This window comes from Pseudomonas sp. MT3 (genome assembly GCF_054720805.1).
Window position 1 is genome coordinate 45754 of sequence record NZ_JBTVPY010000010.1, and the last position, 13878, is coordinate 59631.

The window sequence follows — 13878 nt, forward strand, 5'->3', positions numbered from 1 at the left end:
GGTGAAAAGCTATCCATTGCACGCGGGCCGCCGCTAGCTCTCCAGCTCGGCCAGTTCATCCAGCAAGGCTTCCAGCTGACGGCGCTTGTCCTCGCCCAGGTGGGCCGCGACATCCTGCTGCGCCGCATCCCAGGCCTCGCGGCCAAGCTCGATGCGCGCCAGCCCTTCCGCGGTCAGCACCACGATACGGTTGCGCAGGTCTGCGCCCTCCGCCAGGCGTACCAGCCCCTCACCTTCCAGCGGCTTGAGGTTGCGCCCGAGGGTACTGCGGTCCAGGCCCATCGCTTCGGCCAGTTCGGAGATGCTCGGCTGCTCCAGCCGCGACAGGTGCCGCAACAGGGAAAACTGCGGCGTGGTCAACCCGACCCCCTTCAGGGCGTCATCATAGACACGGGTGACCGCACGGGCGGAGCGGCGCAATTTGGTACAGAGACAGTGGGTCGTCAGCATGACTGCGTGTATATACCCGCAATCTGCGGATCGTCAATGGCCGGCGCGACCGATTGTCCCATCTGCCAGATCGGCGCGTTGGCGCAGCCAAGGGCATCGCGCGGAGCCAGCCGTATAACTGCGGCCATCCAGCCCCGCGCTTTCGACGGGGCGCATCACGCTCCGAGGTCCCCGATGCCCGTCTACAAAGCTCCGCTGCGCGACACCCGCTTCCTGCTCAACGAAGTCTTCGATTTCCCCAGCCACTACCAGAACCTGGTCAACGGCGGCGAAGCCACGCCGGACATGGTCGATGCCATCCTCGGCGAATGCGCGAAACTCTGCGAGGAGGTTATCGCCCCGCTCTACCACAGTGGCGACGAGGAAGGCTGTCACCTGGAGAACGGCGAAGTGCGCACCCCCAAGGGCTTCAAGGAAGCCTACGACGCCTACGTCGCCGGCGGCTGGCAGGGCCTGTCGCACCCGGTGGAATACGGCGGCCAGGGCCTGCCGATGAGCCTGGGCGCGCTCAAGCAGGAGATGCTGGGCACCGCCAACTGGCCGTTCTCGATGTACCCGGGGCTGTCGCTGGGCGCGATGAACACCGTGATGCAGCACGGCACCGAGGCGCAGAAGCAGACCTACCTCACCCCGCTCACCGAAGGCCGCTGGGGCGGCACCATGTGCCTCACCGAGCCGCAGTGCGGCACCGACCTGGGCCAGGTGAAGACCCGCGCCGAAGCCAACGCCGACGGTAGCTACGCGATCACCGGCACCAAGATCTTCATCTCCTCCGGCGAGCACGACCTCACCGAGAACATCGTCCACATCGTCCTCGCACGCCTGCCGGACGCACCCAAAGGCACGCGCGGCATCTCGCTGTTCATCGTGCCGAAATTCCTTCCCGGGGAAGCCGGCGCGCTCGGCCCGCGCAACGGCGTGACTTGCGGCGCGCTGGAAAAGAAGATGGGCATCAAGGCCTCGGCCACCTGCGTGATGAACTTCGACGGCGCCACCGGCTACCTGATCGGCGAACCGAACAAGGGCCTGGAGTGCATGTTCACCTTCATGAACAGCGCGCGCATCGGCACCGCCATCCAGGGCGTCGCCACCGCCGAGCTGGCCTACCAGGGCGCACTCGCCTATGCCCGCGAGCGCCGCTCGATGCGCGCCCTCTCCGGCACCAAGGAACCGGGCGAGATCGCCGACAGCCTGATGCACCACGGCGACGTGCGCCGCATGCTGCTGACCCAGAAGGCCGTGGCCGAGGGCGGCCGCGCGCTGATCTACCTGGCCACCCAGTACGCCGACAAGATGATCCAGGGCCTGCTGACCAACGACAACGCCGAATATGACCGCTGGGACGACAAGCTCGGCTTCCTCACCCCGATCCTCAAGGGCTGCCTGACCGAACTGGGCCTGGAGAGCGCCAACCTCGGCATGCAGGTATTCGGCGGCCACGGCTACATCAAGGAACACGGCATGGAGCAGATCGTCCGCGACGCGCGGATCGCCACGCTCTACGAAGGCACTACCGGCATCCAGGCGCTGGACCTGCTCGGCCGCAAGGTGCTGCTGATGACCCAGGGCAAGGCGGTGCGCGACTTCACCCGGCAGGTGGCGAAGTTCGCCGTCGAACTGCTCAAGCAGGAGCCGGCCATGCGCGGTCGCGCGCTCACCCTGCTCAAGCTCTGCGCGCAGTGGAACCTGCTGACGCTGCGCATCGCCCTCACCGCCCGCAAGCAGCGCGACCTGGTGAGCACCGCCAGCCACGACTACCTGATGTTCTCCGGCTACGTCGCGCTGGCGTATTCCTGGGCGCTGCAGGAAGCCGCCGCGCGCAAGCGCCTGCGCCAGGGCGGCAGCGAGTCGAGCGACTTCTACAAGGCGAAGATCGCCACCAGCGAGTTCTACTTCGCCCGCCTGCTGCCGCGCGCCAAGGGGCATGCGGCGGCGATGGCGAAGCCGGTGCGGTCGATCATGGGCTTGAAGACGGAGCATTTCGCCTTCGATTGAGGTGGGCGCTTTTCGTAGGACCGAGGGGGCGCCCAGCCCTTGCTCGCCAACGCGCTTCCCGGCCGCATCGGAGCCATGCGGTTCGCGAGCAAGCTCGCTCCTACAACACCTCCAGCCCACCCGCATAACCGCGAGGACATGATCAGACCGCCAGCGCCACCAGCACTGCGCACTCGATCAGCTCCACCATCGCCCCGGCGGTATCCCCGGTGGTACCGCCCAGGCGAGCGATGAAGCGGCGGCGCAGCCAGACGAAGACCACCAGCGCAACCGCCACCGCGAGCATTCCGGGCAACCCCATCACCACCATCAGCGCGGCGTTGCCCGCCAGCATCCAGGGTGTCGCCCGGCGCGGCAAGTGGTCCGCCAGCGCCTGCCCGAGGCCGCCGCGGCGGGCGTACTCGGTGCTGAAGAACAGCAAAGGCAATGCACAACGCCCCAGCCACGGCGCCAGCAGCAGCGCCCAGTACTGGTGGTTGCCGAGCACCGCGGCAAGCGCGGCGAACTTCAGCAGCAACACCACGACCAGCGTCACCACCGCCGCAGGCCCGCAGCACGGATCCTTCATGATCGCCAGGGTGCGCTCGCGATCGCCCAGGCCGCCGACCCAGGCATCCGCCGTATCGGCCAGGCCATCCAGGTGCAGCGCACCGCTGATCAGGACCCACAGCGCCAGCAACAGCGCCGCCTGCAACAGCAGGTGCACGTTGACCAGCAACTCGCCCACGCCCATCAGCAGCCCGCCGATCAGCAACCCCACCAGCGGATAGAACAGCGTCGCCCGGCCGAACTGTTCCGGCGTGGGCATCTGCGTGAAACGCACCGGCAGGCGGGTGAGGAACTGCAGCGCCACCAGGGGCAGGCACCAGTCGCTGAGCGGGCCGGCGGGCGGGGAAGTGGGTAGGTCACCCGGCGTTGGCACGGGTTCATCTCGTTCGGGTTGTTCGCTCATCGCCGTCCCGCCTGCTGGATTCGCCAGCCTTCGCCTTCACGCGCCACGGCCAACGACAGGCACTGGCCATGCTCGACCACCACCTCCAGCAAACGCCGGGCCGGCAAGCCGCCGGCCAAGGCCCCCAGCAGGCGCATCACGCCGCCGTGCGTCACCACCAGCAGGGATGCGCCGGCGTGGTCACGGTACAACCGCTCCAGTGCCCGGAATACACGGGATTCGAAGTCGCTCAAGCGCTCGCCACCCGGAGGCGGGAAGGCGTAGGGATCGGACCAGAAACGTCCCAGCGCCTGGGCATCGCTTTCCATCAGCTTAGCTGGCGAAAGGCCTTCCCATTGGCCGAAATCCAGCTCGCGCAGATCGACATCCAGGCTCAGCGGCAACCCGTGGCGACCCGCCAGTTCCTGCGCGAACGCGGCGCAGCGGCGCAGCGGCGAGCTGACCACCGCCGACCAGCGGCACGCCTCGCCAACCGTCGCCCGCATCTGTGCCCAACCGGTTTCAGTCAGCGCATCGTCCAGGCGCCCGCGAAAGCCGCCGCCCTGCTCGGTTTCGCCGTGGCGCAGCAGGTCCAGGAACAGCGTCATGCCGGGCGATCCGACACCTCCGCCTCGGCGAAGGTGGCCATGCCGCTGTGCAGCCGGCAGGCCTGGCGCAGCAGCGGCACCGCCAGCGCCGCGCCGCTGCCCTCGCCCAGGCGCAGGCCGAGGTCCAGCAGCGGCTGCGCGTTGAGCGCGCTGAGCACACGGTCGTGCCCCGGTTCCGCACCGGCATGGGCGAACAGCAGCCAGTCGCGGCAATTGGGGTTGAGGTGCGTGGCGCACAGCGCAGCGGTGCTGCAGATGAAGCCGTCCACCAGCGCCGGAATGCCTTTCTGCGCGCAGGCGAGGTAAGCGCCGGCCAGCGCGGCGATCTCGAAACCGCCGAGGCGGCACAGCGCTTCGAAAGGCTCGTCGCACTGGGGGCGGTGCAAGGCCAAGGCACGCTCGATCACTTCGACCTTGCGCGCCACCCCCTGCGCATCCAGCCCGGTACCGGGGCCGACCAGCGCCTGCGCCGGTTCATCCAGCAGCGCGCAGGCCAGCGCGGCCGCCGCGCTGGTATTGCCGATGCCCATCTCGCCGCCGATGAACAGCTCCGCGCCGGCCTGCTGCGCCCGGCGCACCGACTCGCGCCCGGCTTCCAGGGCGATCAGGCACTGCGCAGCGGTCATCGCCGGCGACCGGGTGAAGTTCGCGGTGCCGGCGCCAACCATCAGGTGCAGCACACCCGGCAGCGGTTCCAGCGGCGTCGCCGTGCCGAGGTCGATCACCTCCAGGTGCGCCTCGATATCACGCGCCAGCACGCTGATCGCCGCGCCGCCGCGCACGAAGTTGCGCAGCATCTCGACGGTCACCGCCTGCGGATAGGCCGATACGCCCTCGGCCACCACGCCGTGGTCACCGGCGAACAGGGCGATCCAGAGGTGTTCCAGCGTCGGCCGCTCGCGGCCCTGCAGGCCGGCCAGACGGATGGTTTCCTCTTCCAGGCGGCCCAGCGCGCCGCGCGGCTTGGTCAACCGGTCCTGGCGCGCGGCGGCCTTGTCCTGCGCCACGCGGTCGATCGGCTGGGTACCTTGCAGCCACCATTGCAGACTCATAACGCATTCCCCTTCAACACCGTGGGCAGGCCGGCGACGGTAAACACCACGCGCTCGCAGACCTCGGCCAGCGACTGGTGCAGCCAGCCGGCCTCGTCGACATAGCGGCGGCTGAGCTCGCCCATCGGCACCACGCCCAGCCCGGTTTCGTTGCTGACCAGGATGATCCGTCCCGGCAGGCGCGGCAGCGTCTCCAGCAGCGCATCGATCTCGCCGCGCAGGCGCCAGCCGTCTTCATGGATCAGCAGATTGGTGACCCAGAGGGTCAGGCAATCCACCAGCACGCAGCGCTGTGGATCGGCCAGGCGCTCCAGCGCCCCGGCCAGGGCCAGCGGCTCCTCCACCAGCCCCCACTGCGCGGGACGGCGCTCGCGGTGCTGGAGGATGCGCGTAGACATCTCGCCATCGCCGGCCTGGGCCGTGGCGACATAGGTGACCGGCAGGCCGCTTTGCAGCGCCAGGCGCTCGGCCAGGCGGCTCTTGCCCGAACGGGCGCCGCCGAGGATCAGTTCAAGCATGTTGTCTCCGGGTAAATCGATATCTGCAGGAGCGAGCTTGCTCGCGAACCGCCCGACCCCGGCGCGTTCGAGGAAATTTGTTCGCGAGCAAGCTCGCTCCTACGAAGAGCCCCCCTACAGCCCGCATAGTGCTTTCAACCGTGCAGTATCCAGATGCGCCTCGACCTGGTCGGCCAGGCGCTCGATGTCGCGCTCACGCAGCGCGTGGTAATCGATGCTCCGCACCTCGCGCAATCCCGCCCAGCGCAGCAGCGCCGAGCAGGCGGCCGGCGACTCGAACAGCCCGTGCAGGTAGGTGCCCAGCACCTGGCCGTCCGCACTCACGGCGCCATCGGCGCGACCATCGCCCAGGCGGACGGCGGGACATTCCAGCGCCGGGCCTTCGCTGACGCCGGCATGAATCTCGTACCCGGCCACCTCGGCATCCTCCAGCGCCAACCGGCCGCGGACATTGCGCAGTTGCTTCTCCGGCTCCAGCACGGTGCGGAAGTCCAGCAGGCCGAGGCCGTCGCTCTCCCCCGCCGCGCCTTCCAGTCCATGCGGGTCGGCCAGGGTCTGTCCCAGCATCTGCAACCCTCCACAGATCCCCAGCAGCTTGCCGCCATAGCGCAGGTGGCGCTGGATCGTCGTCTCCCACCCCTGCTCGCGGAGGAAGGCAAGGTCGGCTCGAACGCTCTTGGAGCCGGGCAGGATGATCAGGTCCGTTGGCGGCAGCGGCTGCCCCGGCCCGACGAAGCTCAGCTCCACCTGTGGGTGCAAACGCAGCGGGTCGAAATCGGTGTGATTGCTGATGCGCGGCAGCACCGGTACCGCCACGCGCAGACATTCGCCGCTCTTGGCGGCCTGGCGGAGGTCGATGGCGTCCTCGGCTTCCAGGTGGAAATCCATCAGGTATGGCAGCACGCCCAGCACCGGCACGCCGGTGCGCTGTTCCAGCCAGTCGAGGCCGTTCTGCAACAGCGCGATGTCGCCCCGGAAGCGGTTGATCACGAAGCCCTTCACCCGCGCCCGCTCGCTCACGGACAGCAACTCCAGGGTGCCGACCAGATGCGCGAACACGCCGCCACGGTCGATGTCCGCGACGAGGATCACCGGGCAGTCCACCGCCTCGGCGAAGCCCATGTTGGCGATGTCGTTGGTGCGCAGGTTGATCTCTGCCGGCGAGCCCGCGCCTTCCACCATGACCACCGGGTACTGCGCGGCGAGACGCGCGTGCGACTCCAGCACCGCCTGCATCGCCACCCGCTTGTAGTCGTGGTAGGCGGTGGCGTTCATGCTGGTCACCGCGCGGCCGTGGATGATCACCTGGGCGCCGATGTCGCTGTTGGGCTTGAGCAGCACCGGGTTCATGTCGGTGTGCGGTGCCAATCCACAGGCCTGGGCCTGGACCGCCTGGGCGCGGCCGATCTCGCCGCCGTCGGCGGTGACCGCGCTGTTGAGCGCCATATTCTGCGGCTTGAACGGCGCCACCGCCATGCCCTGGCGACGCAGCCAGCGGCACAGCGCCGTCACCAGGGTGCTCTTGCCGGCGTCGGAGGTGGTGCCCTGCACCATCAATGTCGTGCCCTGATCCATCAGCCTCGCGGCCTGCCCCGTCGGCGAGGTCATCGCAGGTTCTCCATCTGCTTGAAGGTGTGCAAACCATGCTCCAGGCGCCGCCAGCCCTCCTCGTCCGCCGGCAGGCCGAAGCGCAGGCTGGCGGGCGAGTCGAACAGGCGCACGAGAATCCCTTGGCGCGCCAGGTGCTCGCGCAGTACCGGGCTCTGCATCGACACCACCCACTGGAACAGCGACGTGCCGCCCTGGGGGGCGAAACCATGCTCGCCGAGCAGCCCCGCCAGACGCCGGCTGGCCTCGGCCAGGTCGCGGCGGCGCTGGATGTGTTCGTGGAGATCGCCCAGCACCGCCTGCGCCGCCCAGCGCGTCGGACCGTTCACCGCCCAGGGCCCGAGCGACTGCGCAAGGCCCGCCAGCAGGCGCGGTTCGGCGAAAGCGAATCCCAGCCGCGCGCCGGCCAGGCCGAAGAACTTGCCGAAGGATCGCAGCACCACCAGCCCCGGCCGGGTTGCGCAACGGGGGGCCAGGCTCTGCTCCGGGGTACAGTCCATGAAGGCTTCGTCCACCACCAGCCAGCCGCCGCGCTCGTGCAACCGCGCGTGCCACTCCAGCAGAACGCCGGGATCGATGCGTCGGCCGGTGGGATTGTTCGGGTTGACCACCACCAGCACATCGAAACGCTCCAGGTGGTGCGTCACTTCGTGATCGCCGACTTCCCGCAGGATGTGCCCGGCGCTGCGCCAGGCATGGGCATGCTCGGCATAACAGGGCGAGACCACGCCGACCCTGCCCGGCCGGCGCAGCCTCGGCAGCAACTGGATGGCCGCCTGGCTGCCGGACAGCGGCAGCAGCGTCTCGGCGCCATAGTAGCGGCGCGCGGCGGCTTCCAGGCCATCGCCGTCTTCCGGCAGGCGCATCCAGGCGCTGGCCGGGATGTTCGGCAGGCTCCAGGGCCAGGGCGAGATGCCGGTGGACAGGTCCAGCCACTCCGCCAGCGGGATGCCATAGTGCTGCGCCGCCCGGCGCAACCGGCCACCATGTTCGAGCATTCAGAGCACTCCCGGAATCAGAATGAGCGCCAGCCACAGCAGCACGCCCTGGCGCACCAGGGCCAGCGCGCGCCAGATGTCCGCCGCGCTCGGCGCCGGGCCTTCGCCCAGTTGCGGACGTTCATGCAGCGCGCCGTGGTAGCGCGCCGCACCGCCCAGCGCGACACCCAGGGCGCCGGCACCGGCGGCCATCACCGGGCCGGCGTTGGGGCTGTCCCATTGCGGCGCCTGCATGCGCCAGCAGCGCAGCGCCAGGCGGGTCCGCCCGAGCAGCGCGTAGGTCAGCGCCACCAGTCGCGCCGGGATGTAATTGAGCACATCGTCGATCTTCGCCGCCGCCCAGCCGAAGCGTTCGAAGCGCGCGTTGCGATAACCCCACATCGCATCGAGGGTATTGCTCAGCCGATACAGCACCACGCCCGGAGCGCCGGCCACGGCGAACCAGAACAGCGCGGCGAACACCGCGTCGCTGCCGTTCTCCAGCACCGACTCGGTGGCCGCGCGGGCCACGGCGGTCTCGTCCAGCGCGGAGGTTTCGCGGCTGACCATGCAACCCACGCGCAGACGCGCTTCGTTCAGGTCGCCGCCGCGCAATGCCAGGGCCACCGGTTCGGCGTGCTCACCCAGGCTGCGCAGGCCCAGCGCGGCATACAGGGCGAGCGCCTGGACCAGCCAGCCGACCTGGGGCAGCAGGCTCAGCAACCCTGCGATCAAGGTCAGCGGAATGACCGCGAGCACCCAGGCGGTAACGCCATGACTGCGCCAGCCCAGACCGGGCGTGTCGGCCGCCGCATCCGTGCGCGATCGATTGAAGCGCCGCTCCAGTCGATCGGCGAAGCGCCCGAAGGCCACCAGCGGGTGCCAGCGCTTCGGCTCGCCCAGCAGCGCGTCCAGCGCCACCCCGAGCACACTCAACAGCGCCAGGCTCATGGCTGCTCCCCCCAGTGGTTCTCGAACAGCAGCTCGCCGAGCGGGCGCGGCTGCCGCCAGCCCTCCAGGGCCAGCATCGGCGCCGGGTAGAACTCGCTCACCGGCCCGAGGCAGATCACCGCCACCGCTTCGGCCCCGACGGGCAGGCCGAGCAGTTCGCCCAAGGCGGCCGGGTCGAACAGCGACACCCAACCCATGCCCAGGCCCTCCGCGCGGGAGGCGAGCCAGAGGTTCTGGAGGGCGCAGGCCAGCGAGGCCAGGTCCATCTGCGGCAGCGTGCGGCGGCCGAACACATGCGCCTCGCGGCCGTCCATCAGCGCGGCGACCAGCACTTCGGCGCAGTCGAGCACCCCCTCCACCTTCAGCCGCATGAATTCGGCGGAGCGCTCGCCCAACGCCTCGGCGGTGCGCACACGTTCGTCCTCCACCAGTTGGTGGATCGACTGGCGCAACGCCCTGGCGGTGATACGGATGAACCGCCACGGCTGCATCAGGCCGACGCTGGGCGCCTGGTGGGCGGCCTCCAGCAGACGGGCAAGCAGCTCGGGCGCCACCTCGCCGCCGCTGAAGTGGCGCATGTCGCGGCGCTCGGCAATGGCGCGGTAGAGCGCGGCGCGTTCCTCAAGGCTGTAGGCGTGCTGAGTCATGGTCGGTCATGGTCGAAACAGGGCCACCGCGGCGTCCGGAGCGGACGGCAGGTAGAAGTGGATGTAGGACGCGGTAAGCCGGCCACGACGGAACACCGCCTCGGCCACCGGTTTGTCGTTCGGACAGACGCCACGGGCCAGCGGTGGTTCCGGGCTGTCCAGCAGCGAATGGTGGAAGGTGTGGCCGCGCAGCGTGCCTTCGGGCAACACCACGGCCTGCAGCGCCAGTGCCGCCAGGCGCTTCTGCAGGCGTGCCTCGCCGGGCAGCAGGCCGAGCAGTTCGGCGCGTACGCCATCCACGTCGGCCAGCGCGTCGAGCAGATAGAGCATGCCTCCGCACTCGGCGAGGATAGGCTTTCCCGCGTCATGGTGAGCACGGATCGCCTGGGACATGGAGAGGTTTTCCGCCAGAGCGCGCAGGTGCAATTCCGGGTAGCCGCCGGGCAGGTAGAGGCTGTCCACCGCAGGCAGCGCCTTGTCGCACAATGGCGAGAAGAACACCAGCTCGGCCCCCAGTGCGCGCAGCAGATCGAGGTTCGCCTGGTAGAGGAAGGCGAAGGCGTTGTCCCGCGCCACGCCGATCCGCACGCCGTCGAGACGACCGAGCGCGGCGCGCGGCCCGGCTGCCGCGAAGCGCACCGGCACCGGCAGCTCGGTACTGGCGCTGGCGGCCAGGGCATCGGCGGCGGCGTCCAGGCGGGCGTCGAGGTCGGCCAGTTCGTCGGCCTGCACCAGGCCCAGGTGACGGCTGGGCAGTTCCACCTCGGTGTCGCGCGGCAGCGCGCCATACCAGCGGATCCATTCCGGCAGGCTGTCGCGCACCAGGTCGCGGTGGCGCTGGCTGCCGATGCGGTTGGCGAGTACGCCGGAGAACGGCAGGTCGCTCTGGTAGGTAGCCATGCCGACCGCCAGCGCGCCGAAGGTCTGGGCCATCGACTGGCCGTTGATCACCGCCATCACCGGCACGCCGAAGCGGCGGGCGAGATCGGCCGCCGAGGGCGAACCGTCGAACAGTCCCATCACGCCTTCGATCAGGATCAGGTCGGCCTCCTCGGCGGCTTCCCAGAGCAGGCGGCGGCTCTCGGCCTCGCCAACCATCCACAGGTCCAGCTGGTACACCGGCGCGCCGCTGGCTCGGGCCAGGATCATCGGGTCGAGGAAGTCCGGGCCGCACTTGAACACCCGCACCTGGCGTCCGAGGCGCGTGTGCAGGCGTGCCAAGGCGGCGGTCACGGTGGTCTTGCCCTGGCCGGAGGCCGGGGCGGCGATCAGGAGTGCGGGGCACTGACGGGAGTCGGACATCAGGTGCGTTCCGGCACGACGGCAGCCATCAGAACTCCACCCCTTTCTGCGCCTTGATGCCCGCCTTGAAGGCGTGCTTCACCAGGCCCATCTCGGTCACGGTGTCGGCCGTCTCGACCATCGCCGGCAGCACGCCGCGCCCGGTGGCGACCACATGCTGCATCGGTGGACGGGCGGCGATGTCGGCGAGCACGCTGTCCAGCGCCAGGTAACCATGCTTGAGGGCGATGTTCACCTCGTCCAGCACCACCAGGCCGATCTGCGGATCGCCCAGCAACTGGCGGGCGACGTCCCAGGCCTCGCGGGCCTTGGCGATGTCGCGCTGGCGGTCCTGGGTCTCCCAGGTGAAGCCCTCGCCCATCACGTGGTAGCTGACCTCTTCGGGGAAACGCCGGAAGAAGGTCTCCTCGCCGGTGGTGGCGGCGCCCTTGATGAACTGCACCACGCCCACCTTCATGCCGTGGCCCAAGGCGCGGGCGACCATGCCGAAGGCCGAGCTGCTCTTGCCCTTGCCGTTGCCGCTGTGGACCAGGAACACACCACGCTCGCCCTGGGCCTGGGCGATCTTCTCGTCGACCACGGTTTTCTTGCGCTGCATGCGCGAACGGTGGCGTTCGTCCTTTTCCGGGGATTCGCTCATCGGTCTCTCTCCTCTCAAAGGGCCTGGTAGCGCACGCCGAAGAGTACGGCGCGGCCGGGCTGCTCATAGCCCAGGGTGGTCTGGTAATCGGCGTCGAACAGGTTGCTCAGGCGCGCCTGCAGACGCCACTCCGGGTTCAGTCGATACTCGCCGCGCAGGTCCAGGGTAGCGAAGCCGCCCAGGCGATTGCGGTTGGCCAGGTCATCGTAGCGGTGGCCTTCGGCGTGCAGGCTGGCGCCCAGGCTCAGCGCGTCGAAGCGCCGGTCGAGGTCCAGGTTGAACAACTGCCGGGCGCGGCGCGGCAGGTCGTTGCCACGGTTGCCGCTGGCGCGGCTTTCCGGGTCGAGCAGGCTGGCGTTGGCGTTCCACACCCAGTCCCGCCACTGGCTGCCCAGCTGCAGTTCGACACCGCGGATGCGCGCCTGGTCGATATTGTCCGGCGCACGCAATGCCGAGTCGTAAGCGATCAGGTCGTCGATCGCCGTGCGGTACAGGTTCACCGCCCAGTGGCCCCAGCCGTGGCGACCGTCCACGCCGACTTCGACGCTGCGCGAGGTTTCCGCATCCAGGTCGGGGTTGCCGTAGCCAGGGTAATAGAGTTCGTTGAAGGTCGGCGCCTTGAACGCCGTACCGTAGCTGGCGAAGGCCCGTACGGCGTCGGTCAGCGCGTAGCCCCAGGCGAGGTTGCCGGTGTTGCGGCTGCCGAACTGCTGGTTGTCGTCGTGGCGCAGGCTCAGTTGCCAGTCATGCCGCCCCGCGCTGCCCAGGTACTGGGCGAAGGTGCCGCGGTTGTCGCGGGAGGTCAGTGCATAGTCTGTGGAACTGCTTAGTTCATCCTGCTGCCAGTCGTAGCCCAGGGTCAGGGTGTGGCCGGGCGCGAGGTCCAGGTCGTTCTGCCAGGACGCGGTGTCGCGACGGCTGTCGAAGCGCGAGTAGAAGGCACCGTCCTGGTAGGCATCGGACTTGTCCTCGCTGCGCCCGGCGGACAGGCTCACCCGCCAGGGCTCCAGCGGCGCGAAGCGCACGCGGCCGCCGATCACCCGCTGCACGCCATCGTTGTAGGCATCGAAGCCCTGGGTGCGGCGGCTGTTCACCGTGTCGAAGTCGTTGTGCGAATCGGTTTGCAGCAGGCTGCCGTCCAGCTCCAGACCGTTGTCGAAACGGTAGCCGGCACGCAGCGAACCGGACAGGTTGCGGTAGCCGTCGCGGTCCGGCTCATGGCCGCTGGCACCGTTGGCCTTGGCGTCGATGCCGGCGGTATCCAGGCTCGATACGCCGAGGGCGAACCAGCCGCGACCGTTGCCGGCCGAGGCTCCGGCGCTGCCTTCGTAGGTGCTCTGGCTACCCGCCCCGGCGTAGGCCCAGGGCTTGAAGCCCGGCTCCAGTGCCTGTCGGGTGAATATCTGGATCACCCCGCCGATGGCCTCGGAACCGTACAGACTGGAACGCGGCCCGCGCACCACTTCGATGCGCTCGATCAGCGCCACCGGCAAGTCCTGCAAGGACGCACCGCCGGACGAAACCGAGCCGGCCTTGATGCCGTCGATCAGCACCAGCACATGGTCGGATTCGCTGCCGCGCAGGTAGAGGCTGGTGGCCTTGCCGGGGCCGCCGTTGCTGGCCAGGGAAATCCCCGGCAGCCGCCGCAGCAGGTCGGGCACCGATTGCGCCTGGCTGCGCTCGATGTCGGCGCGGTCCAGCACGCTGACCGAAGCGAGCGTCTGCTCGGCGCGGCGCTCGGTGCGCGTGGCGGTCACCAGTTGATCGTCGAGCACCAGCGGCGCTTCGTCCGCCGCCAGGCCGATGCAGGAGAAGCCGCCCAGCGCCAGGGCTGTCGGCCAATAGAGGAAATGCTTCACGTGAACTCACTCCGCCGCTCTCACCCGCGCGGCTCTGACCGAAAAAGGCAGGCGGAGGACGGTAGCGCCCCGGCGGTCGATCAGCCGGAACGCTCGACAGCGCCCACCGCGATGCCATGACATGCAGCAGGCCGGTCTCCGGGCTTGCGAGTGGGCCGTGACAGGCTCCTGAAACCGCGCCTTCCCATGCCGATGGCACAGTGGCGGAATGCGGTTCGATGCTCGCTTACCGTTGCGGGGGCAGCGCCGGACTGGTCGGACCGCGAGGTCGGACTTCACCGGCTTCCCTGTTTCACCCCCGACTTGCACCGGGGGCACCTGAAGCAGGCGCGCAGCTTAG

The 13878-nt window shown here is 69.3% G+C and carries 13 protein-coding genes and 1 riboswitch; of the genes, 1 reads left to right on the plus strand and 12 read right to left on the minus strand.

All coding sequences use genetic code 11. The annotated features are described in order from the left end of the window. Positions 1–33: 33 nt before the first annotated feature. Complete coding sequence (locus tag ACYCAX_RS12150) at positions 34–450, minus strand: MarR family winged helix-turn-helix transcriptional regulator (RefSeq protein WP_041712134.1); 417 nt, start codon at positions 448–450, stop codon at positions 34–36. A 174-nt stretch (positions 451–624) separates the two neighbouring features. Between ACYCAX_RS12150 and ACYCAX_RS12155 the strand changes: the two genes are divergently transcribed. Then, a complete protein-coding gene (locus tag ACYCAX_RS12155) occupies positions 625–2445 on the plus strand; it encodes an acyl-CoA dehydrogenase C-terminal domain-containing protein (RefSeq protein ID WP_460248116.1) in 1821 nt (606 codons plus the stop codon). A 142-nt stretch (positions 2446–2587) separates the two neighbouring features. On the opposite strand, the gene ACYCAX_RS12160 is transcribed toward ACYCAX_RS12155, so the two are convergent. The 11 genes from ACYCAX_RS12160 to btuB all read right to left on the minus strand — a co-directional run bounded on the left by ACYCAX_RS12160 (position 2588) and on the right by btuB (position 13538). After that, entirely contained in the window at positions 2588–3397 is an 810-nt protein-coding gene (locus tag ACYCAX_RS12160) for an adenosylcobinamide-GDP ribazoletransferase (RefSeq protein ID WP_080636237.1), read from the minus strand. Beyond that, entirely contained in the window at positions 3394–3984 is a 591-nt protein-coding gene (gene cobC / locus ACYCAX_RS12165; protein ID WP_294977021.1) for an alpha-ribazole phosphatase family protein, read from the minus strand. The genes ACYCAX_RS12160 and cobC overlap by 4 nt, the downstream gene beginning before the upstream one ends. Then, on the minus strand, positions 3981–5036 hold the full coding sequence (gene cobT, locus ACYCAX_RS12170; RefSeq protein WP_294977023.1) for a nicotinate-nucleotide--dimethylbenzimidazole phosphoribosyltransferase: 1056 nt from the start codon (positions 5034–5036) through the stop codon (positions 3981–3983). The genes cobC and cobT overlap by 4 nt, the downstream gene beginning before the upstream one ends. Beyond that, positions 5033–5554 carry a bifunctional adenosylcobinamide kinase/adenosylcobinamide-phosphate guanylyltransferase gene (gene cobU, locus ACYCAX_RS12175; RefSeq protein ID WP_294977024.1) on the minus strand — a complete coding sequence of 174 codons (522 nt, stop codon included), beginning with the start codon at positions 5552–5554 and terminating at the stop codon, positions 5033–5035. Before cobU ends, cobT begins: the two co-directional genes overlap by 4 nt. 114 nt (positions 5555–5668) lie before the next feature. Further along, positions 5669–7132 (minus strand): cobyric acid synthase, encoded by a 1464-nt coding sequence (locus ACYCAX_RS12180; RefSeq protein WP_294977053.1) that lies wholly within the window; start codon positions 7130–7132, stop codon positions 5669–5671. Between the two features lie 26 nt (positions 7133–7158). After that, positions 7159–8160 (minus strand): threonine-phosphate decarboxylase CobD, encoded by a 1002-nt coding sequence (cobD, locus tag ACYCAX_RS12185; RefSeq protein ID WP_294977026.1) that lies wholly within the window; start codon positions 8158–8160, stop codon positions 7159–7161. Next, entirely contained in the window at positions 8161–9090 is a 930-nt protein-coding gene (cbiB, locus tag ACYCAX_RS12190) for an adenosylcobinamide-phosphate synthase CbiB (protein ID WP_294977028.1), read from the minus strand. Further along, a complete protein-coding gene (bluB, locus tag ACYCAX_RS12195; RefSeq protein ID WP_015478320.1) occupies positions 9087–9737 on the minus strand; it encodes a 5,6-dimethylbenzimidazole synthase in 651 nt (216 codons plus the stop codon). The genes cbiB and bluB overlap by 4 nt, the downstream gene beginning before the upstream one ends. Positions 9738–9743: 6 nt before the next feature. After that, positions 9744–11039, minus strand: coding sequence for a cobyrinate a,c-diamide synthase (locus ACYCAX_RS12200; protein WP_460248117.1), 1296 nt, complete (start codon positions 11037–11039; stop codon positions 9744–9746). A 28-nt stretch (positions 11040–11067) separates the two neighbouring features. Continuing rightward, positions 11068–11679, minus strand: coding sequence for a cob(I)yrinic acid a,c-diamide adenosyltransferase (gene cobO, locus ACYCAX_RS12205; RefSeq protein WP_294977033.1), 612 nt, complete (start codon positions 11677–11679; stop codon positions 11068–11070). 14 nt (positions 11680–11693) lie between these two features. Beyond that, entirely contained in the window at positions 11694–13538 is a 1845-nt protein-coding gene (gene btuB / locus ACYCAX_RS12210) for a TonB-dependent vitamin B12 receptor (protein WP_460248118.1), read from the minus strand. 112 nt (positions 13539–13650) lie between these two features. Continuing rightward, a riboswitch (cobalamin riboswitch) is annotated at positions 13651–13875 on the minus strand. Positions 13876–13878: the final 3 nt, after the last annotated feature.

Bases quoted from the DNA above. Each gene is read 5' to 3' on its own strand.
- ACYCAX_RS12150 (WP_041712134.1), bottom strand. From the start codon at position 450: ATGCTGACGACCCACTGTCTCTGTACCAAATTGCGCCGCTCCGCCCGT.
- ACYCAX_RS12155 (WP_460248116.1), top strand. From the start codon at position 625: ATGCCCGTCTACAAAGCTCCGCTGCGCGACACCCGCTTCCTGCTCAAC.
- ACYCAX_RS12160 (WP_080636237.1), bottom strand. From the start codon at position 3,397: ATGAGCGAACAACCCGAACGAGATGAACCCGTGCCAACGCCGGGTGAC.
- cobC (WP_294977021.1), bottom strand. From the start codon at position 3,984: ATGACGCTGTTCCTGGACCTGCTGCGCCACGGCGAAACCGAGCAGGGC.
- cobT (WP_294977023.1), bottom strand. From the start codon at position 5,036: ATGAGTCTGCAATGGTGGCTGCAAGGTACCCAGCCGATCGACCGCGTG.
- cobU (WP_294977024.1), bottom strand. From the start codon at position 5,554: ATGCTTGAACTGATCCTCGGCGGCGCCCGTTCGGGCAAGAGCCGCCTG.
- cobD (WP_294977026.1), bottom strand. From the start codon at position 8,160: ATGCTCGAACATGGTGGCCGGTTGCGCCGGGCGGCGCAGCACTATGGC.
- cbiB (WP_294977028.1), bottom strand. From the start codon at position 9,090: ATGAGCCTGGCGCTGTTGAGTGTGCTCGGGGTGGCGCTGGACGCGCTG.
- bluB (WP_015478320.1), bottom strand. From the start codon at position 9,737: ATGACTCAGCACGCCTACAGCCTTGAGGAACGCGCCGCGCTCTACCGC.
- ACYCAX_RS12200 (WP_460248117.1), bottom strand. From the start codon at position 11,039: ATGTCCGACTCCCGTCAGTGCCCCGCACTCCTGATCGCCGCCCCGGCC.
- cobO (WP_294977033.1), bottom strand. From the start codon at position 11,679: ATGAGCGAATCCCCGGAAAAGGACGAACGCCACCGTTCGCGCATGCAG.